Annotated in this window: 23 protein-coding genes; 12 read left to right on the top strand and 11 right to left on the bottom strand. The window is 72.0% G+C overall.

Going from position 1 to position 26,721, the window contains the following annotated elements:
* Nucleotides 1–36 precede the first annotated feature (36 nt).
* Genes Q7L65_RS13215 through Q7L65_RS13195 form a run of 5 tightly spaced genes read right to left on the bottom strand, consistent with a single transcriptional unit; the run spans nt 37 to nt 5,647 of the window.
* Complete coding sequence (locus Q7L65_RS13215) at nt 37–1,887, bottom strand: hypothetical protein (protein WP_304721813.1); 1,851 nt, start codon at nt 1,885–1,887, stop codon at nt 37–39.
* A gap of 2 nt (nt 1,888–1,889) precedes the next feature.
* Nucleotides 1,890–2,615: a bifunctional 2-polyprenyl-6-hydroxyphenol methylase/3-demethylubiquinol 3-O-methyltransferase UbiG gene (locus Q7L65_RS13210; RefSeq protein ID WP_304721812.1), complete on the bottom strand. Its 726-nt coding sequence runs from the start codon at nt 2,613–2,615 to the stop codon at nt 1,890–1,892.
* Complete coding sequence (locus Q7L65_RS13205) at nt 2,612–3,979, bottom strand: hypothetical protein (protein ID WP_304721811.1); 1,368 nt, start codon at nt 3,977–3,979, stop codon at nt 2,612–2,614. Before Q7L65_RS13205 ends, Q7L65_RS13210 begins: the two co-directional genes overlap by 4 nt.
* Nucleotides 3,972–4,703 (bottom strand): trans-aconitate 2-methyltransferase, encoded by a 732-nt coding sequence (locus tag Q7L65_RS13200; protein ID WP_304721810.1) that lies wholly within the window; start codon nt 4,701–4,703, stop codon nt 3,972–3,974. The genes Q7L65_RS13205 and Q7L65_RS13200 overlap by 8 nt, the downstream gene beginning before the upstream one ends.
* Nucleotides 4,700–5,647, bottom strand: a complete 948-nt coding sequence (locus tag Q7L65_RS13195) for a GNAT family N-acetyltransferase (RefSeq protein WP_304721809.1) — start codon at nt 5,645–5,647, stop codon at nt 4,700–4,702. The genes Q7L65_RS13200 and Q7L65_RS13195 overlap by 4 nt, the downstream gene beginning before the upstream one ends.
* Nucleotides 5,648–5,781: 134 nt before the next feature.
* Between Q7L65_RS13195 and Q7L65_RS13190 the strand changes: the two genes are divergently transcribed.
* From Q7L65_RS13190 to Q7L65_RS13180, 3 genes are read left to right on the top strand one after another with little or no spacing between them, the layout of a single operon-like run.
* A complete protein-coding gene (locus Q7L65_RS13190) occupies nt 5,782–6,249 on the top strand; it encodes an FdtA/QdtA family cupin domain-containing protein (RefSeq protein ID WP_304721808.1) in 468 nt (155 codons plus the stop codon).
* Nucleotides 6,221–7,348: a DegT/DnrJ/EryC1/StrS aminotransferase family protein gene (locus tag Q7L65_RS13185; RefSeq protein WP_304721807.1), complete on the top strand. Its 1,128-nt coding sequence runs from the start codon at nt 6,221–6,223 to the stop codon at nt 7,346–7,348. Before Q7L65_RS13190 ends, Q7L65_RS13185 begins: the two co-directional genes overlap by 29 nt.
* Entirely contained in the window at nt 7,345–9,378 is a 2,034-nt protein-coding gene (locus Q7L65_RS13180; protein WP_304721806.1) for a glycosyltransferase, read from the top strand. Before Q7L65_RS13185 ends, Q7L65_RS13180 begins: the two co-directional genes overlap by 4 nt.
* 9 nt (nt 9,379–9,387) lie before the next feature.
* On the opposite strand, the gene Q7L65_RS13175 is transcribed toward Q7L65_RS13180, so the two are convergent.
* The 4 genes from Q7L65_RS13175 to Q7L65_RS13160 all read right to left on the bottom strand — a co-directional run bounded on the left by Q7L65_RS13175 (nt 9,388) and on the right by Q7L65_RS13160 (nt 13,575).
* Nucleotides 9,388–11,007: a hypothetical protein gene (locus tag Q7L65_RS13175; RefSeq protein WP_304721805.1), complete on the bottom strand. Its 1,620-nt coding sequence runs from the start codon at nt 11,005–11,007 to the stop codon at nt 9,388–9,390.
* Between the two features lie 202 nt (nt 11,008–11,209).
* Nucleotides 11,210–12,034: an undecaprenyl-diphosphate phosphatase gene (locus tag Q7L65_RS13170; protein WP_304721804.1), complete on the bottom strand. Its 825-nt coding sequence runs from the start codon at nt 12,032–12,034 to the stop codon at nt 11,210–11,212.
* Nucleotides 12,035–12,080: 46 nt separating this feature from the next.
* Nucleotides 12,081–12,752 (bottom strand): DedA family protein, encoded by a 672-nt coding sequence (locus Q7L65_RS13165; RefSeq protein WP_304721803.1) that lies wholly within the window; start codon nt 12,750–12,752, stop codon nt 12,081–12,083.
* Between the two features lie 55 nt (nt 12,753–12,807).
* Nucleotides 12,808–13,575 (bottom strand): TylF/MycF/NovP-related O-methyltransferase, encoded by a 768-nt coding sequence (locus Q7L65_RS13160; RefSeq protein ID WP_304721802.1) that lies wholly within the window; start codon nt 13,573–13,575, stop codon nt 12,808–12,810.
* Between the two features lie 119 nt (nt 13,576–13,694).
* Between Q7L65_RS13160 and Q7L65_RS13155 the strand changes: the two genes are divergently transcribed.
* The 8 genes from Q7L65_RS13155 (at nt 13,695) to Q7L65_RS13120 (ending at nt 24,058) form a co-directional block, all read left to right on the top strand.
* Nucleotides 13,695–14,525: an aldo/keto reductase gene (locus tag Q7L65_RS13155; protein ID WP_304721801.1), complete on the top strand. Its 831-nt coding sequence runs from the start codon at nt 13,695–13,697 to the stop codon at nt 14,523–14,525.
* 52 nt (nt 14,526–14,577) lie between these two features.
* Nucleotides 14,578–15,714: a DegT/DnrJ/EryC1/StrS aminotransferase family protein gene (locus Q7L65_RS13150; RefSeq protein ID WP_304721800.1), complete on the top strand. Its 1,137-nt coding sequence runs from the start codon at nt 14,578–14,580 to the stop codon at nt 15,712–15,714.
* A 10-nt stretch (nt 15,715–15,724) separates the two neighbouring features.
* Entirely contained in the window at nt 15,725–16,762 is a 1,038-nt protein-coding gene (locus Q7L65_RS13145) for a DUF354 domain-containing protein (RefSeq protein WP_304721799.1), read from the top strand.
* A gap of 163 nt (nt 16,763–16,925) precedes the next feature.
* On the top strand, nt 16,926–18,422 hold the full coding sequence (locus tag Q7L65_RS13140; RefSeq protein WP_304721798.1) for an MFS transporter: 1,497 nt from the start codon (nt 16,926–16,928) through the stop codon (nt 18,420–18,422).
* Complete coding sequence (locus tag Q7L65_RS13135) at nt 18,409–18,846, top strand: MerR family transcriptional regulator (protein ID WP_304721797.1); 438 nt, start codon at nt 18,409–18,411, stop codon at nt 18,844–18,846. Before Q7L65_RS13140 ends, Q7L65_RS13135 begins: the two co-directional genes overlap by 14 nt.
* 100 nt (nt 18,847–18,946) lie before the next feature.
* On the top strand, nt 18,947–20,884 hold the full coding sequence (locus Q7L65_RS13130; protein WP_304721796.1) for a nucleoside-diphosphate sugar epimerase/dehydratase: 1,938 nt from the start codon (nt 18,947–18,949) through the stop codon (nt 20,882–20,884).
* A gap of 53 nt (nt 20,885–20,937) precedes the next feature.
* Nucleotides 20,938–22,266: a LytR C-terminal domain-containing protein gene (locus tag Q7L65_RS13125; RefSeq protein ID WP_304721795.1), complete on the top strand. Its 1,329-nt coding sequence runs from the start codon at nt 20,938–20,940 to the stop codon at nt 22,264–22,266.
* 7 nt (nt 22,267–22,273) lie between these two features.
* Nucleotides 22,274–24,058, top strand: coding sequence for a N,N-dimethylformamidase beta subunit family domain-containing protein (locus Q7L65_RS13120; protein ID WP_304721794.1), 1,785 nt, complete (start codon nt 22,274–22,276; stop codon nt 24,056–24,058).
* Nucleotides 24,059–24,109: 51 nt separating this feature from the next.
* On the opposite strand, the gene Q7L65_RS13115 is transcribed toward Q7L65_RS13120, so the two are convergent.
* Both Q7L65_RS13115 and Q7L65_RS13110 read right to left on the bottom strand, forming a co-directional pair.
* Nucleotides 24,110–24,655 (bottom strand): YqgE/AlgH family protein, encoded by a 546-nt coding sequence (locus tag Q7L65_RS13115; protein WP_304721793.1) that lies wholly within the window; start codon nt 24,653–24,655, stop codon nt 24,110–24,112.
* Nucleotides 24,656–24,732: 77 nt separating this feature from the next.
* Nucleotides 24,733–25,197 (bottom strand): hypothetical protein, encoded by a 465-nt coding sequence (locus Q7L65_RS13110; protein WP_304721792.1) that lies wholly within the window; start codon nt 25,195–25,197, stop codon nt 24,733–24,735.
* 37 nt (nt 25,198–25,234) lie between these two features.
* On the opposite strand from Q7L65_RS13110, the gene Q7L65_RS13105 reads away from it, so the two are divergent.
* Nucleotides 25,235–26,719: a lipopolysaccharide biosynthesis protein gene (locus tag Q7L65_RS13105; RefSeq protein ID WP_304721791.1), complete on the top strand. Its 1,485-nt coding sequence runs from the start codon at nt 25,235–25,237 to the stop codon at nt 26,717–26,719.
* The last annotated feature ends 2 nt before the right edge of the window (nt 26,720–26,721 follow it).

Genomic DNA, 26,721 nt, shown 5'->3' with positions numbered 1-26,721 from the left:
TTCGCGGGGTTCAGCGCGCTTCGCGTCGCGTGCGCCTCACGTGAGCACGAGATCCTCGCAGCGCGCGACGTCGGACAGCGAGGCGGGGAGGACGTCGAGGTCGATCGCGAGATCGCCGTCGGTGTCGATCGCGGCCTGCAGGAGCTCCAGCCCTTCATCGAGCCGGTCGGGCGGAAGCGCGACGATGCACGCGTCGATCTCGCCGGCGGCCAGCAGCCCCCGCAGCTGCGCGAGCGTCTGACGCACGGCCGTGCTCGTGAGCGCCGGCGCGGCCACCGCGCGCCGTCGCGGTCTGGCCGCGTGTTCGGCGACCAGCCGCTCGACCTGCACGGCGGCAGCGACCGCGTTCGGTGGCTGCAGCGGGGCCGGGAGCAATCTCGCGTGCAGCCACATCAGCGACTGCGCGGTGTAGCCGGCACTGTCGCCGAGTTGCAGGTGGATGACGCTCTCCCAGTCGGCGACGAGCGTGTCATGGATCGCTTCCGGCACGCGCGCGGTGCCCCGCAGTTCGACGGCACGCTCGACGACGGCCTCGAGGTGTCTGTTCCAGCCGCGCCCGTGGTCGCGCTGTCTGGCGTCGGTGACCGCCTGGCCCATCGCTCGTCGACGCGCGGGATCGGCCATCAGCGCGGCGGCGAGCTGTCCAACCGCCGCCGTCGTCGACGCTTCGATCGCGCCTGACCCGAGTGGTTCGAGCGCCTTCACCATCGCGAGGCCGGCGCTGCCGTCACCGAACGCGATGATCGGCAGCTGCGCAGCCGCGACGTCGAGGATCGTCGTCGAGCCGCTCACCGGCCACGCGTCGAGGTAGACGTCGGCGGCGCTGAGCAGGGGCTCGATCTCGAGCACGCCGCCGAGCACGCGGACGCGATCGCCGTGATCCTCGATCACGCGCCGCCACTGCGGGCTCATCTGCGGTCCCGCGACGAGGTGGTATGCGCCGGGAACCGCGTCCATCACCGCCGATGAGATGTCGCCGAACGTCGGCGCGATGACCGCGTGGATCTTCCAAGCGGCCGCGATCGTGAGGAACACCGGCGCGTCGGCGGGAAGCCCAAGCTCCGCGCGCGCCAGCGCCCGCGGCGGGAGGTGGCGTCTCCCCTCCAAGAGCGGCAGCACGCAGACTCGCTCGGAGTCGAGACCGCGCCGGCTGCGGGAGACGCGGGCGTCGATCGGGCGCATGCACGCGACGACGTCGGAGACGCCGATGCCCGCGCTGATCATGTGGCTGGCGTGTTCGAACATCACCGTCGCGGGGCGGCCGACCGGATCGGCGAGCGCGAGTGCCGGCACCACGTCGTGCATGTGCGTGTGCAGGACGACGAGATCATGCGCGCAGGCGAGCTGCCGCAGTCGTCGTGCACGCGCGAAGAGGTCGCCGTCCTGCTCCAGCGAGACGATCGGCACGTCGTTCGCGGCCGCGGTCTCGGTCAGGACCGTCGGAACCTCGGCAGTCTGCGCGGTCAGCGCGATCGTGGCCGTGCGCTGGTCCCGTTCGATCCACCGCTCGACCATCCGCGTGTGCCCGCCGGACGGATAGGCTTCCGTCATCACGTGCAGGACGCTCGCGGGCGCTGCGCTTGCGGCCTGCGTCTCGCCACCTGGCACGTGTCTTCGTCCCAATTCCAACAGGAGCCGTTCGAGTCGCGGCGACATGAACGTTCCGCTCGGAAACGCCCAGCCGATGTGGAACGCGATCTGCGCCCACGCGGCGGAGGCGAGCTCATCACCCGCCGCATGCATCCGCATCGCCTCGGCCTCGAACGCCGCGAACAGGGTCGCGTTGCGCGCCATGCCGACGCGTGCGCGATCGAGCGCCTGTTCGTTGGTGCCGGCGCGCAGCAGGCTGGACCGCTGCATGCCGCTGGTCACGCCGTCGTCCGGCATCGTCACTCGCGTGTCGCAACGACGGCGATGTTCGCGAGCTGGCGCGGGTCGAGTTCCTCGGAGATGCCGAACAGCGAGTCGATCAGCTCCTGCGGCCAGCCGAGCATCATCGAGTTCGGCACGGTCTTGAGGAACCACCCGGTCGCTTCGCGCACGTCGTACCCGGCCGCGCGCATGTCGTCGCCGAGGCCGGCGATCGTGTAGACGCGCTGGTGGCCGACGAGGTGGTCGCGCGGCGAGAGCGTGTCGAGCTCGGGCTGCAGGCCCATCCGCACCGCGAGCCGGCGATGCAGCGACTCGGCATTCGGCACGACAGCGATCAAGGTGCCGCCGGGACGCAGCCACGACCGCAGATGGACCATCAGGGAACGCGGGTCGTCGACGTGCTCGAAGACGTGGGCGGCGAGCAGCGTGTCGACGGGGCCGGGCGGCACGAACGACTCGAACATCCCTTCGTAGACGTCCAGGTGCGGATGGCGCCGGCGCGCCTCCTCGACCAGCAGCGGGGAGCCCTCGACGACCGACGTGTCGACGCCCGCGCGCAACAGCGTCGCGGCCATGCGACCGGTTCCGAAGCCCAGCTCGAGCACCCGCCCCTGCAGGAACGGCCGCAGGCGCTCCAGGCTCAGCTCCTGCTGGCGCTCCTCGAGATCGAGATCGTCGGCGCCGCGGCCGAGGTAGTAGTCGCGCGCGAACGTGTCGAGATCCGCGGTGGTCGTGCCCGTCATCGAAGCTCCTCTGCGGCTTGCAGTCCTTGGACGATCTGTTCGTTGAGGCTGTCTGCACCCGGTGCGACCGCCGCGCCGAGCAGGCGAAGGTCGTGCCCACGGGCGGCGAACGCGACCGCCGCGGCGGTCATCTGCGCGCGCGTCGCACCGTCGGGCACCGGCAGCATCTGCGCCGCGCTCGCTCTGACCGCCTCGGCTTCGCCCGTCAGCACGCCGGCCTCCCGCAACCCTGCGATCGCCGCGGCCGCGGCGTCCTGCTGCGGGAGGTCGTGGCGCAGCTCGACGCACACGATCCGCCGACCGGGCGCCGGTGTGGTCGATCCGCCGCTGAAGCGGACGACGGGGTTGCCTGGGTCGAGCACGTGCGCGAGGTCGACGCCGGGGGCGAGCGTCTCGCGGTCGCCTTCGATCCAGGCGAGCACCGTCCGCATCCGGGCGAGCTCGAACGGCACGGCCGCGGCGGCGTACAGCTCGGCCGGCGGGACGCCGACGGCGGGCCGAGCCGCCCGCTCGGCATGCCCGTCGTCGAACCGCAGCGTCACCGCGCGGGGGCGCGATTCGATCGCGGTCAGCTTCCCCACCTGCACGAATTCGACGGACGCGTGCGAGCGCACCCGCGCGACGAGCGCGTCGACGAATCCGCCGACTCCTCCCGGCGCGACCTCGTGGAAGGTCCGCCGGGGCCGGAAGCGCACGCTGCCGGTGGAGAACGCCTCCGCGACCGTCTCGGGCCAGAACAGCGGCAGCCACGCCTTGCGCCGCCATGCGGCGAGGATCGAGGAGGAGCCGCGGGCGACGAACTTGCGTGCCAGTGGCTCGATGAAGCGATCGTGGAACGTCTGCCCGTGGTTGGCGAGCGACGCCGTCGCGAGCGTCGTCTCGCCGAGTTCCGTGGACAGCACGCCGGCGCTCCCGCCACGGGCTGTCGCGGCCTCGGCCTCGGCTGCGATGCGCTCGCGCTCCGCGGGCGCGGCCGCCGTCGCCAGTGGAAGCAGGTCGACGGTGAAGAGGTAGTCGTCGACGAGCCTGCCGTCGACCACGACGCGCGGCGGCGCGATCTCGCGCAGGTGCTCGCCGAGCAGCTGCTCGGTCCAGCGCCGGATCGTGCGCGCATACGGGCGGTGCCCGTCGAGCCCCGGTGCGTAGGCGGACAGCGGCGGCGGTGCGGGGTCGTCCTCATAGGAGAGCTCGAGCAGCCGGACGCCGAGCGAGAGACGCCGTTCGCCGTCCGGGATCGACGTGAATCCGCGGCCGAGACCGTTCGCGGGGGCGAGCAGCCGCGTTGGCGTGCCGGCGGCACCGAGCGCGTCCGCGGCGACGAGCGCCGCGATCGTGCCGCCGACGACGACGCGCCGCTCAGCCACCTGCGCGCTCCAGCGTGAGGTAGCTCATCGCGCAGTGCTCCGGCAGCTGGTCGGCGAGCTGCTCCATCAGTTCGAGCGCGGCGGGGGAGAGTGCCGCCATCGTGGCGTTCGGCAGGGGCTTCAGCAGCACGCCGCCGCGGCTGATGATGCGCAGGCCGGCCTCGCGCGCGCAGGCGGCGAGCGCGTCGGCGTCGAGCATCCGGCGCGTACCGAAGCGCGTGCCCCGCTCCGACAGCTCGTCGATTCGCTCGATCAACCTGAGGTCGAGGGCGATGAGCCGGTGCAGCGAGCGCGGATTCGGCAGCGTCGCGTGAATCTGCCCGCCTGGACGCAGCCAGTCGGCCGACCGTCGCAGCACGACGGTCGGATCGCCGACCTCGTGCAGCACGTTGGTGAGCAGGATGTGGTCGAAGCTCCCGTCGGGACGGACGTGCTCGATGTCGCCCAGGATCATCGTCACGCCCGGCAGCGCGCGTGCCTCCAAGCGCGCAAGGTACGGCGCGGACCGATCGACGGCGACGATCTCGCGATCGTTGCCGGCAAGCTGCGCGGTCATCGCACCGGTTGCGCAGCCGAGCTCGAGGATCCGCTGACCGGGCGCCAGCGTCGCGGCGATGCGCCGTCCGGTTGCGTGCGTGTACACGACGTCGAAGTCCGTGTCGGGGTCGTAGACGCTCGTGTAGTCGACGGTCGCGGTGCCGATCGAAGGACTCTGTCCGCTCATCGCGTCACCGCTCCGTTCAGCACCAGCCGCGTCTGCAGCGTCGCGCCGATGCTCGACTTGAACTGCAGCAACCCGTCGTCGGCGCGCCGTACGCCGTCCTCGCCGAGCAGCGTGGAAGTGCCCAGGTCGACGATCGAGACCCGCTCGTCGAGCGCACGCGCGACTACCTCGTAGGCGAGCCGGTTCATCGGCGAGCGCGGCAGCTCGTGGTGCGCGTCGCCCCACGCCACGACGAGCTCGACGGCGGGACGGACGCGGTAGCTGAGCGCGGCGGCGACGGGGTCGTCGCGATGGGCGAGCAGCGCGATCCGCACCCGCCCGGGGAACGCGCGGCGGGCGCGCTCGACGTAGTCGCGGCTGAGGCTCAGCTGCCGTCCCTTCGCAGCGCGGTTCGCGGCGAGCAGCGCATAGCCGGTGTCCCACGCGGCATCGTCCTCGCCTGCGTCGATCAATGACCACGGCTCGCCGTCGGCATGCTTCAGTGCGCGTCGCGCCGGCGAGCGCAGCGACGCGAGATACGCCTGCGGCGTGTCGATCGCGCGGAGATCGACGTGTGCGTTGAGGTCCGCCTCCGCGACGCGAAAGCCGAGCGCGAGGGCGGAGAAGACGACGGTCTCCGAAGCGGGATGGTGCGCCGCAGGAGGGCATCGCACGACGATCTCCTCGACGCCGTGCTCGGCGAGTTGTGTGCGAGTCGCCTCGACGAGCCTCGCGATCGCCGCGGGCGCCTCGCGCTCGCGTACGACGTCGAAGCCGCCGAATGGCGCCGAGTGTCCCGACACGAAGCGCGTGCCCAGCAGCGCGCCGCCGAGCGAGCCGACGAGCCGCCCGTCCTCGCTGTGGCGCAGCAGCAGTGGCCGTGCGCCGTTGAGGGCGTGAAAGGTCGGATCGTTGAAGAGCGAGCGCGAGGTGTCCTCATGCGCGTCGATGGCGAGCGTGCTCACGATCCGTTCATCGGTTGTCGTGCGCACTGCTTGAGTCCCGCCACGCCGCCGTCGCGGCGCCGTGGACGCGGGTGCGGCGCGTCGGCGGTCACCAAGCCGCTCAACTCGTCGCGCGCCGATCCGATCACGTGGGCATGAGCGCTATCCCGGAGCCGGCGACGAACCTCCCAGCTGCTAGAGGCGTCCTTGTCGGAGAGAGCAGAACCGGCTGCCAGCTGGTGAGACTGCCGCGGATCACCGATCCGCGCGGTAACCTCACACCGATCGAGACCGGCAACCAGGTCCCGTTCGAGATCCGTCGCGTCTACTATCTCTACGACGTGCCGGGCGGCGAGGGCCGCGGAGGTCACGCGCACCGGGCGTTCGAGGAGTTCATCATCGCGGCGTCGGGATCGTTCACCGTCGTCGTCGACGACGGCGAGCACTGCGAGCGCTTCTTCCTCAACCGCTCGTACTACGGCCTCTACCTGCCGCCGATGGTGTGGCGGGAGCTGCACGACTTCTCCTCGGGGTCGGTCTGCCTCGTGCTCGCCTCGCAGGAGTTCGATGAGCGCGACTACGTCCGTGACTACGATGACTTCCGCGGCACCGCCCGCGCCTGAGCAGCGCGTCGAGGTCCCGTTCATGGACCTCGCCGGCGGCATCGCGCCGATCCGGGCGCAGCTCGACGCCGCCTTCGCGCGCGTGCTCGACAGCGGCTGGTGGGTGCTCGGGAAGGAAGTGGAGGCGTTCGAGCGTGAGTTCGCCGACGCCTGCGGCACGGCACACGCGATCGGCGTCGCGAGCGGCCTCGACGCGCTGCAGCTGACGTTGCGCGCGCTCGGGATCGGCCCCGGTGACGAGGTGCTCGTCCCGGGCTACACCGCCGTCGCGACGTGGATGGCCGTCTCGCTCACCGGCGCCGAGCCGATTGGCGTCGATGTCGATCCCGAGACCTTTGCGATCGATCCGGCGCTGCTCGACGCGGCGCGGACGGAGCGCACGCGCGCGGTCGTGCCAGTCCATCTCTGCGGCCGACCGGCGGACCTCGCCACGATCGCGGCCTGGGCGGCGGCGCACGACGTCGCGCTCGTCGAGGACGCCTGCCAGGCTCACGGGGCGACGTTCGCGGGCAGACCCGTCGGGGGGCTCGGCGTCGCGGCCGCGTTCAGCTTCTACCCGACGAAGAACCTCGGCGCGATCGGCGACGGCGGTGCGGTCACGACCGACGACGACGCGCTCGCCGAGCGTCTGCGGTTGCTGCGCACCTACGGCTGGCGCGCCCGCGGCGACTCGGAGATCAAGGGCGACAACTCGCGCCTCGACGAGCTGCAGGCGGCCTTCCTGCGCGTGCGGCTGCCGCGGCTCGCGGTCGACAACGCCCGTCGCCGGGAGATCGCCGGTCAGTATCTGCGTGCGCTCGCCGACGTGCCCGGGCTGGTGCTCCCGGCTGGCGGCGACGGCCACGTCTGGCATCTGTTCGTCGTCCGTCACCCGCAGCGGGACATGCTCCGCGCGGCGCTCGCCGAGCGCGGCGTCGGCGCGCTGATCCACTATGAGATCCCGCCGCATCGCACGCGGGCGTTCGCGACGGCCGGCCAGACGCTGCCCGTGACGGACCGGCTCGCCGCCGAGATCCTCAGCCTGCCGCTCCATCCCACGCTCGACGATGCCGCTGTCGATGCGGTGATCCGCGCAGTGCGCGAGGGCTGTCGCGCATGAGACCTTCCGACGCGGCCGGTGTTCGCGCCAGCGAGTCAGCGCCCAGCGACGACGGCTACTTCAACTGGAGCCGGCCGGAGCTGCGCAGCCGCGTGCCGGAGGGCGCGCGGCGCGTGCTCGACGTGGGCTGCGGCGCCGGGGCGCTCGGAGGGGCTCTGCGCGAGGAGCGCGGGATCGAGGTCGTCGGGATCGAGCTGTTCCCGGACGCCGCCGAGCAGGCGGCCGAGCGCCTCGACGAGGTGATCGTCGCGGACCTCGACTCGCTCGAGTCGCTGCCGTATCCGGACGGGCACTTCGACGCGATGATCTTCGGCGACGTGCTGGAGCATCTGCGCGACCCGCACCGGCTGCTGCGCGCGCTGCGCCGCTACCTCGCCGACGACGGCGCGCTCGTCTGCTCGTTCCCCAACGTCAAGCACTGGTCGGTCGTCTTCCCGCTCGTCGTGCAGGATCGCTGGACCTACGAGGACTCCGGTCTGCTCGATCGCACGCACGTGCACTTCTTCACGCTCGACGAGGCCGGCGCGATGCTGAAGGAGACCGGTTACGACCCGCACACCGTCACGCGCGTCACCGATCCGCTGCCAGGCGAGCTGACGCCGCTCGCCGAGGCGGCCGCCCAGCTCGGTGCCGAGCTGACCGAGGTGACGGCGCGTCTCGGTGCTTACCAGTACCTGGTCGTCGCGACGCCGACGCCCGGGGCGCCGGTCCAGCGCGATGCGCGGGCAACCGCCGGTACCCCGGTGATCGTACGGTCCAGCGCCGCCGACGCCGCGACGACGGACACCACGGTCGCGCACGCTGCGGCCACTCCGGTCGCCGCGTCCGAACCGTCGACTGGCGATGACGCCCCCGTCGCGACCGCCACGCTCCTGCTCGTGCTCGACGGCTCCGAGCAGGAGGCGCTGCGCTGCTTGACGGCGATCTCGCAGCTCGGCGTCGACCAGCCTGAGCACGAGATCGTGATCGTCGCCGACTGCGCGCCGCAGTTGGACGGGCTGCTCGACCTGCTCGACGGCGACGTGACGGTCGTCAAGACCGAGCGGCCGCAGGGCTTCGCCGCCGCTGCGTCGCGGGGCCTGCAGCACTGCACGCGGGACGCGGTCGTGCTGATGCACGGCGCGCCGACCGTAGCGCCCAGCTTCCTCACGCCGCTGCTCGCCGCGCTGGCGCAGCCGGGCATCGCGGCGGCCGCTGCGGGCGCGGACGCCGGCTCGAACACAGCCGCCGTCGCCACGGCGGCGCTCGCGACACGCCGCGCCGCGTTGCCGCGGACGCTTCCCGCCGCTCCCGCCGGCCTGGAACTGCCCGCGCTCTGCATGCTGCTCGCCCGCTCTGGCGAGGTCGTCAACGTCCCGGCGAGCGTCGCCTCTCGGCCGGCCGCCACGCCGACGCCGCAGCTGCGGCGCGCGCCCGGCGAGCCGATCGAGCTGTCGATCGTGATCCCGACGCTCGACGCCGCCGGCGAGCGTGTGCGCCGCTGCATCGCCGCCGCGCAGGCCAACACCGACGCCGCCCACGAGCTGATCGTGATCGACAACGGTGCACCGCCGCAGGGCTTTAGCGCCCCGGTCAACGCCGGCCTGCGCGCCGCGCGCGGCCGCTACCTGCTGGTGCTCAACGACGACGTCGAGCTGCTGCCCGGCTGGTGGGCGCCGCTGCGCGACGCGCTCGACGCGGGCGCCGCGGTCGTCTTCCCCGACACCGTCGACGGCCCGATGCGCCACGATTTCGCCGCCTGGTGCTTCGCGCTCACGCGCGACGTGCTGGAGGAGTTCGCGGTCGCCGACGGCGAGTTCTTCGATCCGGAGCTGGTCGTCTGGTTCCAGGACACCGACCTGCTGGAGCGCCTGCGCAGCGCCGGCCGCCCGCCGCAGCACGTACAGACATCGAAGATCCGACACCTGCTGTCGGCGACCGTCAACAGCGACGAGCCGGCCCTGCGCGCCTGGGTCTCGAGACAGGTTCTGCGCGACAAGGCCGCGTTCGAGGCCAAGCACGGCGTCGGCATCGCCGGCGCCGCGTACTGACCTGGGTCGCTAGGCGTCCCAGCCCCAGGCTTCGATCTCGTCGAGCCAGGACCAGCCGTCGGTCGAGCCATCTTCGATCAGGACGCGGACCTTGGTGGTGGTGATCGCGTCGATGTCGAACGTGCGCGTCTCGCTGCCGTCGGTGGTGCCGATCGGTCCGGTCCAGTCGAGGATCGGGTTGCTCTGGCCGCTGGCGCCGACGACGTCGGTCCAGGCGGATCTCGCCTCGTCCCAGTACTGCACGCGGGAGCTTCTGAGCGTGATCTCACCGACCGGGAAGTCGGGCTGTGCGATGGGGATCCGCACGACGACTCTGTCGAGAGTGACGGGTCTGGTCCAGCCGATCTGGGCCCAGTCGTCGCTCCAGTCGTTCTGCGTGTCGTCGTTCCAGTAGCCCCGCGTGGAGCCGGACTCGCGTCTGTCGTCGTTGAGCGCGGACACCGGGTAGAGACCGCTGCTGTGCGTCGAAGACGCCGACGCGCTGCCGCCGTTGTCGACCAGCGCGAGGTTCTGCGCCGGGGGTCTGGCGGCGTCTCTGCGTCCGTACGCCTCGATCTCCTCCATCCAGGACGCGCCGTCGGTTGCGCCGTCCTCGATCACGGCGCGGATCTTCGTGGTCGTGATCTCGGGGATGGTGAACTCGCGGCGCTCGCTGCCGTCCGCCGTGGCGAGCGGTGCGATCCAGTCGAGGATCGGGTTGTCCTGCCCGCTTCTGCCGACCACGTCGACCCAGTCCGATCTCGCCTCATCCCAGTACTGGATCCGGGTTCTGGCAAGGGTCCGGATGCCGACCGGGAGGCTGGGCGAGACGACTGGGATGCGGAAGACGAGTCTGTTGAGGACGACGGGATCCGCCCACGAGATCTGGACCCAGTCGGGAAAGACTCTCGACGTGTCGTCGCTCCAGAAGCCGAGGCCGCCGGAGGTCTGGGCGACGCCGTCGTTGACGCCTCTGACCGGGTAGAGGCCGTTGGAGTTGGTCGTCGACGCCGTCGCGATCCCGCCGTTGCTGGCGAGCGCCAGGTTCTCGTCCGGCTGGTCGCAGTCGTCGGTCATCCGGTACGCCTCGATCTCCTCCATCCAGGACGCGCCGTCGCTGGCGCCGTCCTCGATCAGCGCTCGCACCTTTGTCGTGGTCACGTCCGGGAAGTCGAACTGGCGGCGCTCGCTACCGTCGGCGGCGTCCAACGGAGAGGTCCACCCGACGATCGGGTTGGCCTGGCCGCTTCTGCCGACGACGTCCACCCACGCGCTGGCGGAGTCGTCCCAATACTGGATCCGGGTGCTCGCCTGTGTGCGAACGCCGAGCGGCAGTGCCGGGGACGAGACCGCGATGCGGAAGACGAGTCTGTTGATCGTCGTGGGCTGGTCCCATCTGATCTGCACCCAGTCGGGGAAGACGCCCGGCGTGTCGTCGCTCCAGAAGCCGCGGCCGCCCGACGTCTGCGCGATGCCGTCGTTGACCCCAGCAACGGGATAGAGCCCGTTCGAATTCTCCGACGACGCTTCCGCGAGGCCGCCATTGACCGGCAGCGCAAGGTTCTCGCAGGACGCCGCGAAGCTGGGCGCGGCCTGTGCGAGTAACGCGCCCGCGCATACGAGCGCGACGCAATGCAACCGTCTCTTCACGGATTACCCCTCTGAATCGATCCGGTCGCGCTGCCCCTGCTCGTCCATGGCCGGAGCCGGTTCGCGGCCGGTTGCGGGTCACGCTAACAGCGCCGACGCGCCCGATGGGCGAATTCGCCGCTCTTCACAAAGCGCTCACAGTTTCGTGGAACATTCGTTGAGTGATGGGCGGCGGGATGAGCCAGGCCGCCGAGGCGAACGCCTACCCCCGCCGCAACCGCCGCGCCACCACCGCCGCCAGCCCGATCCGGTAGGCGGCGTAGGGCGCGAGCGAGCGGTCGCGCTCGACCTGGCGGATCAGCCAGGTCGAGCCGAGCGTCGAGGCGAACGAGGCGAGCGTGCCGGCGGCGAAGGCGGCGCGGGTGCGCGGCGGCAGGCCGCGCTTCGCCAACCGTCCGCCCTTCAGCACGGTCGCCGCGACGATGATCGGCAGCGCGACGTGGCGCGAGAGGGCGTTGGCGTCCTCGCGCGTGAAGCGGCGCAGGCGGGCCGCGGCGAGCGTCGCGCCGTTGCGCGAGATGCCGGGCACCAGTGCGGCGGCCTGGCCGGTACCGAGCGCGAGCGCGTCGCGCCAGTCGGCCTCCTCGCGCGAGCGCTCCTGCGGGGCCATGTCGGCGAGCGCCATCGCGAGCGAGCCGAGCACGAGGCCGGCGGCGATCGTCGCGGGCGTGCCGAGCCGCCGCTCGATCGGCCGTTCCAGCGCGAACGCGAGTACCCCGGCAGGCGCGAACGACAGCACGATCAGCTCGATCCGCCGGCGGTCGAGCCCGCGCGCCGCGTCGCCGACCTCGTCGCGCAGCCCGATCAGCAGCGCCGCCGCCGTGCCCGCGTGCAGCGCGACCTCGAACGCCTTGCGCAGCTCCGCGTCCAGTTCGGCGTACGGCCAGCGCAGCAGCCACGGCACGAGCGTGATGTGGCCGGATGAGGAGATCGGCAGCAGCTCGGCGGGGCCGTGCAAGAGGCCGAGCGCGACCGCGTGGCGCAGCGGCAGCGCGCCCGCTCCCTCCGGCAGCGGCTCGTCGGCCATCAGCTCCGCGCCGCCCGCACTGCCGCCCCGCTCGCGAGCGCGCGGATCACACGGAGGCGTCGGTCGTCGCCGGTTCGTCGGCGACCGGGACGGCGTCGTTGCGCTTGCGATACCAGCGCAGCACGTAGTACACGACGACGGCGACGATCAGGACCGCGACCGCGTAGTCGACGTAGTGCAGGCTGTCCTTCCACTTCGTCCAGTTGTCGCGCGCCTGCTTGCCGATGAAGGTGAGCGCGAAGACCCACGGAAGGCAGCCGAGGAAGGTCAGCACCGAGAAGCGGATGAACGGCATCCGCGCGACGCCGGCCGGCAGCGAGATGAACGTCCGCACGATCGGCAGCATCCGCGCGAAGAAGACCGCCCAGGAGCCGTACTGCTCGAACCAGCGGTCGGCCTGTTCGAGGTTCTTTCTGGAGATGTGCAGCTTTCTGCCGTGTCTCTCCAGCAGCTCGAGGCGACCGAAGTAGCCGACGCCGTACGCGATCCAGGAGCCGATCAGGTTGGCGACCGAGCCGACCAGCACCGCCGCCAGCAGCGAGTACTCGCCGAGCGAGACGTTGAAGCCGGCGAAGAGCATCGTCGCCTCCGACGGGATCGGGATGCAGGCGCTCTCCAGCAGCATCAGCACGAAGACGCCGGCGAGGCCGAGCTTGTCCACGACGTCGGTCGCGAAGTTGATCAGCGGTTCTGTGACGGAGGCGAGGACGAGCGGCAAAGGACGACGAAGGGTAACGGCGCGGGGCTGCCGAGGCGGCCCCAGTCCATGCCGATCAGTCGATCACGAGATAGGACGGCATTCCGGGGTTCACTCCCGGGATGCGTCTGATCGCGTAGCGATCCAGTCCGAAGACCTCCTTGACCGCGAGCGTCTCGCCGGGGAAGTCGGGGCAGTTGAGCTCGTCGAACGCGAGCACGGAGCCCTTCGTGAGGTGGCCGCGCAGCAGCTCGAGGCAGTCCTTCGTCGGCTGGTAGATGTCGAAGTCGAAGTACGCGAGCGCGACGATTGTGTGCTGGTTGCGCTCGAGGTACGCGGCCAGCGTCTCGGTGGCGTCGCCCTTGACGATCTCGAACTTGCGCAGGTGTTCGTAGGTCCCGAGCTGTTCGCGCGCCTCCAGCACCTGCTCGAGGTACGCGTCGTAGTCGTCGCCGGTGTGCAGGCCGCCGACGTGGACGAGCCCGTACTCGCCGTCCTTCTCGTCGACCGATGGGAAGCCGGTGAAGGTGTCGAAGCCGACGATCTTGCGCCCGTAGTTGAGCGGCTCGTGCAGCATCCGCAGCGAGTCGAAGATCGCGAGGTCGCGCCCGAAGCGCACGCCGAACTCCATGATCGCGCCGTGCACGGGCACGATCTGGCGGTAGAGCGCGTCGAGGAACGCGATCCGGCGCAGCACGTGCGGCGGCAGGAACAGCGGCAGCTGGTGCAGGCGCTCGCGGGGACCGCCGGGAAACGCGTCGTGCAGCTCGCCGAGTTGCTCCTCAGCCGTCACGAAGCGGTCGGCGGCGCGGATGTCCATGCTCTGTGCGTCGAGGTGCGGCACGCGGTCTCCTTGAGGGTCGAGGTCGGCCGCTCGAGGGATCGTGGCCGGCATCTCGATAATCGGCGCTGCGATGAAGAGCTTGAGAGCCGCCATCGTCGGCCCGTACTAGCCTCGAACCCATGTCCAAGATCCCCCAGCTGACGCTCAACGACGGCGTCGAGATCCCGCAGCTCGGCTTCGGCGTCTTCCAGGTGCCGCCGGCCGAGACGGCCGAGGCCGTGACGCGGGCGCTCGGCGCCGGCTATCGCCACATCGACACCGCCGCCGCCTACCGCAACGAGGAGGGCGTCGGGAAGGCGATCGCCGCCGCCGGCCTCCCGCGCGACGAGCTGTTCGTCACGACGAAGCTGTGGAACTCCGAGCAGGGCTACGACACGACGCTGCGCGCGTTCGAGGCGAGCGCGCAGAAGCTCGGGCTCGACGTCGTCGACCTCTACCTGATCCATTGGCCGACGCCCGCGCACGACCGTTACGTGCCGACCTGGAGAGCGTTCGAGAGACTGCTCGCGGACGGCCGCGTGCGCTCGATCGGGGTCTCCAACTTCCAGACCGCGCACCTGCGCCGGCTGTTCGACGAGACCGACGTCGTGCCGTCGGTCAACCAGATCGAGCTGCACCCGCACCTGCAGCAGGTCGACCTGCGCGCGTTCCACGCCGAGCACGGGATCGCGACCGAGGCATGGTCGCCGCTTGCCCAGGGCGCCGTGCTCGACGCGCCCGTGATCACCGCGATCGCCGAGGCGCACGGCAAGACGCCGGCGCAGGTCGTGCTGCGCTGGCACCTGCAGCTCGGCAACGTCGTGATCCCGAAGTCGGTCACGCCCGCGCGGATCGCCGAGAACTTCGACGTCGTCGGCTTCGAGCTGAGCGACGCCGAGCTGGCGTCGATCGCGACGCTCGACCGCGGCGAGCGAACCGGGCCGGACCCGGACAGGCTGAACGCGGTCTGAGGCAGGGTTCGCAACGGGGCGAAGCCCGAGCCCGATAGCGTTCGCCGCCGTCATGGCCGTCCCCCTGTTCGACACGAAGACGCCCGTCGCGCCGCTGCGCGCGGAGATCGACGCGCGCATCGCTGCCGTGCTCGACGGCGGCGCGTTCATCCTCGGGCCCGAGGTCGACGCGTTCGAGCGCGAGCTGGCCGACTACCTCGGCGCCAGGCACGTCGTCTCCGTCGCGAACGGGACCGACGCGATCACGATCGCGCTGCAGGCGCTCGGCGTCGGGCCCGGCGACGAGGTCGTCGTGCCGTCGTTCACCTTCTACGCGAGCGCGGAGGCGATCCCGCCGACCGGCGCCGCGCCGGTCTTCTGCGACGTCGACCGCGACACGATGAACGTCACCGCCGAGACCGTGAAGGCGGCGCTGACGCCGCGCACGAAGGCCGTCGTCGCGGTCGACCTGTTCGGCAACCCGGCCGACGTGGCGGCGATCGAGGCGCTCGGCGTGCCGGTCGTCGAGGACGCCGCGCAGGCCGCCGGCTCGCTGCTGCGCGACCGCCGCACCGCCGCGCTCGGCACGGTCGGCACGCTCTCCTTCTTCCCCTCCAAGAACCTCGGCTGCTTCGGCGACGGCGGCGCGGTCGTGACCGACGACGACGCGATCGCGGAGGAGGCGCGCGTGCTGCGCTTCCACGGCTCGCGCGACAAGGTCTCGTTCGAGCGGATCGGCTGGAACTCGCGCCTGGACGAGCTGCAGGCGGCGATCCTGCGCGTGCTGCTGCCCCAGCTCGACGGCTGGGCCGCGGGTCGTCGCGCCGCCTGGAGCAACTACGAGGCCGCCGGGCTGTGGGAGCTGGTGACGCCGCAGACCGCGACGTCGGGCGCGATCCCCTGCTGGGGACTGCAGGTCGTCCGCACCCCGCACGCGGCGCTGCTCGCGCAGGCGCTGCCGGCCGCGGGGATCGGCGCGCGCAGCTACTACTCGACGCCGCTGCACCGGCAGCGGGCGCTGACGCCGTGGGCCGGCGACGTGATCCCGCTGCCCGCGACCGACGCGCTGGCGCAGACCCACCTGGCGATCCCGATGAACCCGCTGCTCTCGCGCGCGGACGCGGACGAGGTCACCGCCGCGGTGCAGGCGGCGCTTGACGGCGCGGACGCGAGCGGCGCGGCCGGCGCCGACGCGGCGAACGCGGTCTAGGAGACGAACGATGCGCATCTGGATCGACCTCACCAACTCGCCGCACGTGCTCGTGATGCGGCCCGTGATCGAGCTGCTGCGCGCCGAGGGTCACAAGGTCCACGTGACCGCGCGCGACTTCGCGCAGACGCTGCAGCTGTGCGCGCGCTTCGGGATCGACCACACGGCGATCGGCCATCACCGCGGCGAGAAGCTGTCGGCGAAGGCGGTCGGCCTCGCGCAGCGCTCGGGTGCGCTGGTGCGCTGGGCGCGCAGACACGGTCGCTTCGATCTCGCGCTCGGCCACGGCTCCAACGACGTCTCGGTCGCCGCCGCGCTGCTGAAGATCCCCTGCACGACGACGTTCGACTACGAGTGGGCGACGGTCCAGCACACCGTCAACTGCCGTCTCGCGCAGGCCGTCGTCGTGCCGCAGGCGATCCCGCCCGAGCGCCTCGCACGCTACGGCGCGGTGCCGAAGCTGGGGCGCTACGAGGGGCTGAAAGAGGAGTACTACCTCGCCGACTTCGAGCCCGATCCGGCGATCCTCGGCGAACTCCAGCTCGACACGACGCAGCCGCTCGTCGTCGTGCGCACGCCGCCGGAGGTGTCGCTCTACCACCGCTTCGAGCACGACACGTTCGGCGCGGTGCTGGCGAAGCTGCGCGACGGCGGCGCGCAGACGGTCGTGCTGCCGCGCACGCCGCAGCAGCGCGAGCAGCTGCTGGAGGCCGGCGGCTTCGTCATCCCCGAGCGCGCGATCGACGCGCAGTCGCTGATCGCCTACGCCGACCTGATGATCTCCGCCGGCGGCACGATGAACCGCGAGGCGGTCGCGCTCGGCACGCCCGTCTTCACGAGCTTCGAGGGCCGACTCGGCGCCGTCGACGAGCAGCTGATCGCGGAGGGGCGCCTGCTGCGCCTGACCGACCCTGCCGACGTGGTGATTCCGCAGCGCGCCCGGGCCGCCGACATGACCGCCGCCGGCGCCGGGCCGGCACCCGACCGCATCCGCCGCGACCCGCGCGACTTCGTCGAGCTGCTGGCCGCGCCGGTCGGCGGGTTCTGACGCGCGCCGCCGCGCCGCCCGCGCCGTCGTTCCGTCGCGCCTGCCGCCGTTCGACCGCCCGTCGTCGTTCGACCGCCCCCGCCGCCCCATGTCGGCGGCTTCCCTCGCTCGCGCTATCTTACGTTGACGTAAGAAACAGATTCGGCGGCGGAAGAAGGCCCAGATGGCACGGCGAAGCATCGGCGTCAGCGCAGACCATCACCACTACAAGTGGTGGGCGTTGTCCTGTACGAGCCTCGGGATGCTGCTCGCGACGGTCAACTCCGGCACGCTCGTGATCGCGCTGCCGAACCTCGAGCAGGCGCTCGGCGTCGACCTGCTGACGCTCGTCTGGGTGATTCTCGCCTACATGATCGCCAGCACCGTGCTGGTGCTCACGTTCGGCCGGCTGTCCGACGTCTTCGGCCGCAAGCAGGCGTACGTCGCCGGCTTCCTGATCTTCTCGCTCTCCTCGCTCGGTGCCGGCTTCGCCTCCGGCGGCACCGACCTGATCCTCTGGCGGATCGTCCAGGGCGTCGGCGCGGCGCTCATCTTCGCCAACGCCTCCGCGCTCGTCACCGACGCCTTCCCGCGCGAGCAGCTCGGCGTCGCGATGGGCACGAACGTGATGGTCGCCGCGGTCGGGCTCGTGCTCGGGCCGGTGCTCGGCGGCGTGCTCGTCGAGATCTCCTGGCACTGGGTCTTCTGGTTCAACGTCCCGTTCGGCCTGCTCGGCACCGTCTGGGCGGCGCTCGTGCTGCGCGAGCTGGTTCGCCCCGAGGCCGAGAGAGGCTTCGACTGGTGGGGCACGATCGCGCTCGTCGTCGGCCTCACCGGCCTCACGTACGGGATCTCGCGCGGCGGCCTCGTCGGTTGGGGCGACGCGCTGACGCTCGTGCCGATCGCCGTCGCGGTCGTGCTGCTGCCGCTGTTCGTCGTGATCGAGAAATACGCGCGCTCGCCGATGCTCGACCTCAGCCTGTTCGCCGACCGCGGCTTCTCGTCCGCGACGGCCGCCTCGTTCGTCGCCGGCCTGTCGCGCTTCTCGCTCACCTTCGTCTTCGTCCTCTACTTCCAGGGCGCGCTCGGCGACGACCCGATCCTTGCCGGCGTCAAGCTCGCGCCGCTCGCCGTCGGGATGCTGATCAGCTCCCCGCTCGCCGGCCGCTGGGCCGACCAGCACGGCGCCCGCACGCTGGCCGCGGGCGGTCTCGTCGTCTCCGGCCTCGGGATGGCCGGCATGACGATCCTCGACACGCAGACGGCGTACGCGATCACCGCGGCGCTGCTGTTCGTGACCGGGATCGGCTCCGGCATGTTCAACTCACCCAACACCGCCGCGATGATGGGCGCGGTGCCGGTCCACCGTCGCGGGATCGCGGCAGGGACGCGGATGATGCTGCAGAACACCGGCTCCGTGCTGTCGATCGCGATCCTGCTGGCGATCGTCACGAGCGCCGTCCCGAAGGAGACGCTGCTGTCGATCTTCTCCGGCCTCACGACCGGCCTCTCCAGCGCCGCGCTCGATCCCTTCATCCACAACCTGCACGTCGCGATGTGGGTGCTCGCCGCGACCTCGTTCGTCGGCGCCGGCATCTCGCTGCTGCGCCCGACCCGCAAGCAGGAGCAGGCACACGAGCTCCTGCAGGCCGATCTGGCGGTGGCCGATGCGCATCGGTGAGGTCGCGGCCGCGGTCGGCACGACGCCGCGCACGATCCGCTATTACGAGGAGATCGGGCTGATGCCCGGCGTCAGCGGCCGCGCCTCGGGTGCGCACCGCACCTACAGCGAGGACGACGTCGAGCAGCTCGCCGAGATCCTGCGCCTGAAGGACCTGCTCGGCGTGACGCTCGACGAGCTGCGCGAGCTGGTCGCCGACCAGGAGGCGCGGACGGTCCTGCGCGAGGAGTTCCTCGCGCCGGGCACGCCGCGCGATCGCCGCGCGCGCATCCTCGACGAGCTGGAGGCGATCCTGGAGCGCACGCAGCGCCTGGCGGACCGCCGCCGCAGCGCGCTGGACGCGTTGGACGCGGAGCTGCAGCAGCGTCGCGGGCGCGTCGCGGTGCGCCGCGCGGAGCTGGACGCGGCGAGGACGCCGGCCTGAGCGCGGCCGCGTCGCCGCGGTCGGGCCGATCGCGGCGCGCACGCCCGTCCTGGACCTGCGTTCCGCCGGCCGCTGGCGCCGACCCGTACAATCCTCACCAATGCGCCGGTGGTACCGCTCCGGAGCGTTCCCAGTTCACCGCCACTCGCTGATACAGCTCGTCGTGGATGGTGCGCTGGTCGCCCTCGCCTACGTGCTCGCCTTCCAGCTGCGGTTCGACTCGGGCATCCCGCATCGCTACGAGCTGCTGCGCGACGACACGATCTACTGGGTCGTCCCGGTCTGCATCGTCGTCTTCGTCGTCTTCGGCCTCTACCAGCGGCTGTGGACCTACGTCGGGCAGCGCGACTACCAAGCGGTCGCTCAGGCCGTCGTCGTCGCGGCCGTGCTGGTGATCGGCGGGATCGCGGTGCTGCACCCGGTCCAGGTCGAGACGCGCAACCACGTGCAGGTCGCCGTCGGCATGCCAACCGGCGTCGCGGCGATGTGGGTGCTGCTGATGGGCGTCTCGATGGCGGCCGTGCGGTTCGTCGTGCACCTCGTCTTCGAAGGCCGCAAGCGCGGCATGCGCGTCGTCAAGGGCGCCCGCGACGTGCTGGTGATCGGTGGCGGCGACGGCGGGCGCCTGCTCGTGCGCGAGCTGGTCCGCAACCCGACGCTGCGGCTGCACCCGGTCGGCTTCCTCGACGACGATCCGCGCAAGCGCGGGATGAAGGACGAGCACGGCCTGAAGGTGCTCGGCACGACCTCCGAGGCCGACCTCGCGCGCGTGCTCGACAACGTCGAGCCGCACGAGGTGATCATCGCGATCCCGTCCGCCCCCGGCACGCTGCGCGCCCGCGTCGTTAGAGCGTGCCGCGAGCGCGGCATCCCGGTGCGGACGCTGCCGACCGTCTTCGAGCTGCTGCAGAGCGAATCCGGCGGCATGCAGGTGATGCGCCAGCTGCGCGAGCTGTCGATCGAGGACATCCTCGGTCGCGAGCCGATCCGGATGGAGCTGGAGCGCGTCGGCGCGTACCTCAGAGGCGAGGTCGTGATGGTGACCGGCGCCGGCGGCTCGATCGGCGGCGAGCTGTGCCGCCAGATCGCGCGCGTCAACCCGCGCCGGATCGTGCTCGTCGACCACGCCGAGGACAACCTCTTCGAGATCCTGCGCGAGCTGGAGGGCGAGCGCCACGTGCGCACCGCCGTGCCGGTGCTGGCCGACTGCAAGGAAGAGGAGCGGATGCGCGAGGTCTTCCGCGAGCACCGCCCCGCGGTCGTCTTCCACGCCGCCGCGTACAAGCACGTCGGGATGATGGAGCAGAACCCCGTCGAGGCCGTCCGCAACAACGCGCTCGCGACGCGCCTCGTCGCGCGGATCGCGGGCGAGAGCGGCGTCAGAAGCTTCGTGCTCGTGTCGACTGACAAGGCGGTCAAGCCGGCGACCGTGATGGGCGCCTCCAAGGCGCTGGCGGAGTGGGCCGTCGAGGCCGCCGCCGCGCGCCATCCGCAGACGCGCTACTCGACCGTCCGCTTCGGCAACGTGCTCGGCTCCTCCGGTTCCGTCGTACCGATCTTCCGTCGCCAGATCGCCGCCGGCGGCCCCGTCACGATCACCGACCCGCGCATGCAGCGCTGGTTCATGACGATCCCGGAGGCGGTCCAGCTGATCATCCGCTCCGGCTCGCTGACGGACAGAAGCGGCGAGGTCTTCGTGCTGGAGATGGGCGAGCCGGTGAAGATCCTCGACCTCGCCAGAGAGATGATCCGGCTGTCCGGCCTGGACCCCGAGAGAGACATCGCGATCGAGGTGATCGGCGCGCGTGCGGGCGAGAAGTTCCACGAGGAGCTGTTCAACCCGTACGAGCGTCCGCAGCAGACCGCGGCGGAGAAGATCCTGCGCGCGGACCGGGCGCGGCTGAACCAGGCGTGGGTCGAGTCGACCTTTGCCGAGATCAACCTTTTCGTGCTCGAAGGGGACGCCGCGGGCCTCGCCGCGAAGGTCGCCGAGCTGGCCGCCGTGCGGACCGCTCCGGGTCCCCAGGTACCCTCGTGAAACGCTCCAGCGCCGTGGCCGACGGCGTGAGTCCCTAGACTGCCCGGCCTTCAATGCTTCTGACGTTCGCGTTCTCCGCCAGAAACTTCATCAAGGACGTCGGCTCGTACGCCGGCTTCGCTTCCGTGATCGCGCTTGCGCTGTTCGCGCTGCTGCTGTTCGCCCAGGCGCGCGAGATCAAGCGCCTGCGCGAGTGGGGCTCGCAGGCGCACGACCGCATCGGCGAGCTGGAGCGCAGCGTCGCGGCCGCGCTCGACATGGCCCGCCGCGCCGTTGCGCGCCCCGCCGCGCCCGCTCAGGCGCCGGCGCAGCCGGCTCGCGGCGTCGCTTCGCGCCGCGCCGTCGGGCCCGTGGGGGCCGCCGCTGCAGCCGGCGGCGCCGCGGCCGCGCGCGTTGCAAGCACCTCCGCGCCGGTGCGGCCGCAGCTGCTGCCGGCCGCGCCCGTCGGCCTCGCCGGCCCGCCGCTGGCGTCCGCGACCGTCCTGATCCCGCTGCCAGGCGCGCCCTCCAGCACGGCCGAGCCGTCCGTGCCGATGCGCGCCGCGACGCCGGCCGGTCGCCCGGCCGTCGGCGTCGGCGGCGCGACGACCGCGGCCGCCGCGATCGACCAGCGCGAGCGCGTCGTCCCCGACAGCGGCTCCAACGGCTACCACGACGACCCGCCGACCGAGGTCCCGCCGCCGCTGCGCGCGACCCCGGCGCCGGCACCCGCTTCCGCGCGGCCCGCAGCCGGCGGGCCGCCGCGTCGTCCCGCCGGTCCTGCCGGCGCCCGCCCCCGTCCCGGCGGCCGGCCGCAGTCGGCCGCCGCCGCACGCGGCGGCAACGGCGCCCGCGGCGGCCCGCAGGAGCCGCAGGAGGAGCCGCACGGCCGTCGCCGCTTCGGCGCGATCCTGCTCGTGATCCTCGCGCTCGTCGTGATCGCCGGCGCCGCGTACCTGCTGCTCGGCGGCAGAGACGACGCGACCAGAGACCCCGTGCGCGTCGAGACGCCCAGCGGCGCCACCAGAACGAGAAGAGCGGCGCAGAGAAGACAGGCGACGACGAGAGCCGAGACGCCCGCGCCGCCGCACGGCGACACCAGCGTCGCGGTCCTCAACGGCACCGGCCTGACCGGCCTCGCCGGCAGAGTGATGACCGAGCTGACGAACGCCGGCTACCCGGCGGGCCCGATCGGCGACGCCTCCAGCTCGAACCGCCCGTCGACCGCGGTCTCGTTCAGACCGGGCGCCGAGGCGGCCGCGAGAGAGGTCGCCAGAACGCTCGGGATCTCGACCGACGCGGTCACGGAGATCGACACCGACACCGAATCTGCGGCGTGCAGATACCAGGACCCGTGCACGGCACAGGTCGTCGTCACCGTCGGTGCCGACCACAGCCAGTAGACCGCGTGTGACGCGCGCAGCCCGGATCGTCTTCGCGCTGCTCGTCGTCGCGACGCTCGGCGCGTTCGTCGTCACGCAGAAGCTGAAGTCGGGGCCGCCGCTGATCGTGCGGCCGGACGTCTACTCCGTCTTCTCGCCGGTCTCCGACACGAAGGGTCACCGCGCGAAGATCTCCTTCTGGATCGTCAACGCCGACGACGTCTCGATCTCGATCGTCAACGACGAGGGCAGAATCGTCGACACCGTCGCCGACGGCGTCAGCGTTCCGCGCAAGGTCCGCAAGACGTGGTGGTGGGACGGCCGCACGAGAGACGGCAGACTCGCGCCAGACGGCTACTACAGAGTGCGCGTCGCGCTGCTGCGCCAGGGTCGCACCGCCGACCTGCCGGACGTCGAGATCGGCCTCGACACCAAGCCGCCGAAGCCGCGCGTCGTCTCGGTCGAGCCGAAGGAGGCGGTCGGCCCCGCGTTCCTGCCGCAGAGAGGCGTCGACGGCATCACGGTCTCCGTGAGAGGGACCGAGGGCCGCAAGGCCGATCTCGTCATATGGCGCACCGACGTGACGCCTGCGAGAGCGACGGAGACGATCCCGATCGCCGCGCGCCAGCCGTCGGTGACATGGGACGGCACGATCGGCGGCAGGCCGGCGCCCGCCGGCACCTACCTGATGGGCATCAGAGTCGCCGACCGCGCCGGCAACGTCGGCACGTTCCCGGCGCAGCTGCCGCCGAGATCCGGCGGCGTCAGAGGCCGCGCCGGCGTGACCGTCCGCTACCTCGCCGCCGCGCCGCCGCTGAGACCGGTCGTCGCGGGCAGAATCACGACCGTCCGCGTCGACTCGCGCGGCCGCAGATACACGTGGGCGCTGCGTCGCCTCGGCGATCCGCAGGTGCTCGCGCGCGGCAGAGGCAGCGACTCGAGACTGCGGCTCAGAGCGCCGCGCGGCCAGGCCGGCCTGCACGTGCTGACGATCGCGTCGAAGGGACATCGCACGCAGGTCCCGCTCGTCGTCTCCGCGCCGGTCGACCGCCGCGTGCTGGTGGTCCTGCCCGCGATCACGTGGGAGGGGCTCAACCCGGTCGACGACGACGGCGACGGGATGCCGAACCTGCTGACCGGCGAGGGCCGCGACGGCAGCGTGCGGCTCGGGCGCCCGCTCGCCGACGGGATGCCGGCGAGCGTCGCGAACCAGGAGGGCGCGCTGCTGCGCTTCCTCGACGACAACCTGATGCGCTACGAGCTGACGACCGACGCCGCGCTCGCGGCGGGCGTCGGCCCGCGCCTCGACGGCTACCGCGGCACCGTCTTCGCCGGCGATTCGCGCTGGATCACGCCGCAGTTGCGGCGCGCGCTGCGCAGACGCGTGGAGGAGGGCGGCCGCGTCTGGTCGCTCGGCACCGACGCGCTGCGGACCGGCACGAGACTGCGCGACGGCGTCCTCTCGCCGCCCGGCCCGGCGGCGGCGACGGACGCGCTCGGCGCCCGCCCGCGCCAGCCGCTGGTCGAGTCGCCCGATCCGCTCAGCACCTACCTGAACGGCCCGATCTTCGCCGAGACCGGCGGCTACTTCTCCGGCTTCGACCGCTACGAGGCGCTCGCCTCGGTCGTGCCGGACGCCGAGCTGACGGCCGCCGCCGGTCCCGACGCCGACACCCCCGTGATCGCCTCCTGGAGACTCGGCGACGGCTTCGCCGTCCACACCGGTCTGCCGCAACTGGCCCAGCTCGCCGTCGACGGCGACAGCGGCGCGGCCGAGCTGATCAGGTCGATCTGGGCGACGCTGGCGGCCTGAGCCGCACCGGGCACGCCGGCGCCGCGGGTGTCCGCGCGCGGAGCAGGGGCGCTAGTTCACCGACGGGTCGAGCGGCATCCGCGCGACGAGCGCGAACGCCCCGCCCTTGCGCGTCAGCACGTCGGCCCACAGCTCCTCGGCGTCCTCGCTGAACAGCTCCTGCGGCAGCGGCGGCTCGACGATCCAGTCCTCCCTGTCGAGCTCCTCGTCGAGCTGGCCGGGTCCCCAGCCGGCGTGGCCGGCGAAGACGCGCAGCTCGCGCGTCGCGGCGCGCGAGGTCTCGAAGTCGGCTTCGGCGGAGAGGAAGCCGACCTCGTCGTTGACGAGCAGGCCGGCGGCGTCGGGCTGCTCGAAGGTCGCGAGCACGATCACGGCCGACGGCTGCACCGGGCCGCCGATGTAGATCGGCTCCTGCGCGTCGACCAGCTCCTCCAGCTCCGGCGCGCTCTCGGCCACCGTGGTCGTCGCGGGGCGGTTCAGCACGAGGCCCATCGCCCCGTCCTCGTTGTGCTCCGCGATCAGCACGACGGTGCGCGCGAAGTTGGGATCCTCCAGCGCCGGCGAAGCGAGCAGCAGCTTGCCCTTCAGCGAGTCCATCAGCTCATTGTGGCGCACCTCGCGCGACGATCCAGGCCGGGTTGGACGACTGCACAGCTATCTGTGGTCGAGGTGGCTCAGTCCTTGAACGCGGCGACGCCGAGCCGCTCCAGCCGGTCCCACAGCGGGCCGTTGCGATCGAACGCGTCGGCGCCAGGATCGTCGCCGAGCGCGGCCGCGTCGGCGGGGTCGAACGCGAACGTCGCCTGCGCCGTCGCCTCCGCGACGGCCTCGGCGCGCCACAGCTCGGCGCCCGCGTGGCGCAGCTGCAACCCCTGCGCGAGCGGCAGTTGGAGCGCGTCGTAGAGCACGACGACACGCACGGGGCCCGGCAGCCGCAGCCGCTTCGCCTGCCGCACGCCGACGCCGAGCGCGAGCGTGCCGGGCAGCCGCGCGATCCGCTGCCACGACATCCGCGGCGGCTCCAGCGCGACCACGCGCGGCGCGCGCAGCAGGTCGCGCGCGTGCTCGGCGTGCTCGAACTGCTCCAGCGGGACCGGCAGCAGCAGCAGTGCGAGCGGGTCGTCGGCAGGCTCGGGCATGACGGTCCGTGGACGCTACCGAGTACCGTCCTGCGCCGTGCAGAGCTTGATCAAGCGCCTCCTCACGACGACCGTCGCCTACCAGGTCGGCGACATCGTCTCGAAGGTCTTCGCGGTCGCGCTGCTGCCGATCTACACGCGCCACGTCAGCGAGGCCGACTACGGCGTCGCCGAGCTGATGATGACGGCGATCGTGCTGTTCAGCATCCTCGTGCGGCTCGGGATCGGCGAGGCGCTCGTGCGCTACCACTACGTCGACGAGGACCGCGCGCGGCGCGACGCGCTGGCTCGCCGCGCGGTCGGCTTCCTGCTCGCCGCGACGACGATCGTCGCGATCCCGCTGGCGATCTTCGCCGCGCCGCTGTCGGACCTCGTGCTCGGCTACCACGACGCGAGCGTGATGCGGATCGCCGTGCTCGGGCTGTGGACGTTCACGAACCTCGAGCTGGCGTACGCGCTGCTGCGCGTCGACGAGCGTGCACGGGCGTACGCGCTGACGACGCTGTCGAACGTGCTGCTGACGATCGCGCTGACGGTCTACCTCGTCGTCGCGCGCGACGAGGGCGCGTTCGGCCTCCTGCTGGGCAACTACGGCGCCTCGACCGTCGTGCTGCTGGGGCTGTGGTGGACGATGCGCCACCGTCTGCGCCCGCGCCGCGGCGGTGCCGACCACCCGAACCTGCACTCGCTGCGCGACCTGCTCAGATTCGGCTTCCCGACGGTGCCGGCGGACGCATCCGTCTACGCGCTCAACCTCGTCGATCGCTACTACCTGTTCCACAGGTACGGCGCGGCGACCGCCGGCGTCTACTCGCTCGCGGTCAAGCTCGCCGGCACGGTCGCGTTCGTCGTGCGCGCGTTCCAGTACTCGTGGCCGCCGCTGGCGTACTCGATCAAGGACGACAGAGAGGCCGCGAGCTTCTACGCCTTCATCGCGACCTACTACCTGCTGCTGACCGGCTGGGCGGTCGCGGGCCTGCTGCTGCTCGGCCGCTGGATGACGAGACTCTTGGCGGCGCCGTCGTTCTACGAGGCGCACACGGCGATCCCGTGGCTGGCGCTCGGCTGGGCGCTCTACGGCCTGTTCGTGATCTTCGTCGTGATCGCCGGCCGCGCCGAGGTGACGACGCGCAACTTCCCCGCCGCGGCCGTCGGGCTCGCCGTCAACGTGGTGCTGCTGCTGGTGCTGACGCCGTCGCTGGGGATCGCCGGCGCCGGCCTCGCGCTCAGCGGCGCCTACGTCGCGATGCTCGTCGTGATGCGCCTGCTGACGCGCAGGCTGTTCCATGTCGCGTTCGAATGGATGCGGATCGCCCAGCTCGCGCTCGTGCTGGGCGGTGGCGCCGCCCTCGGCGAGCTGCTGCTGCCGACGTCCGGCGCGGCCGGCTTCGTCGCGCGCGCGGCGGTCTTCGTCGTGCTGCCGCTGCCGCTCGTCGCGCTGCGCTTCTTCCGCCCGGAGGAACGCGCGCTGGTGCGCGACGCGGTCGCTGCCGCGCGACGGCGCGGCAGCCGTTCGGCGTAGCG

The sequence above is a fragment of the Conexibacter sp. CPCC 206217 genome (assembly GCF_030646165.1).
Classification (GTDB): domain Bacteria; phylum Actinomycetota; class Thermoleophilia; order Solirubrobacterales; family Solirubrobacteraceae; genus Conexibacter.
This window is presented reverse-complemented; position numbering and strand designations above follow the sequence as displayed.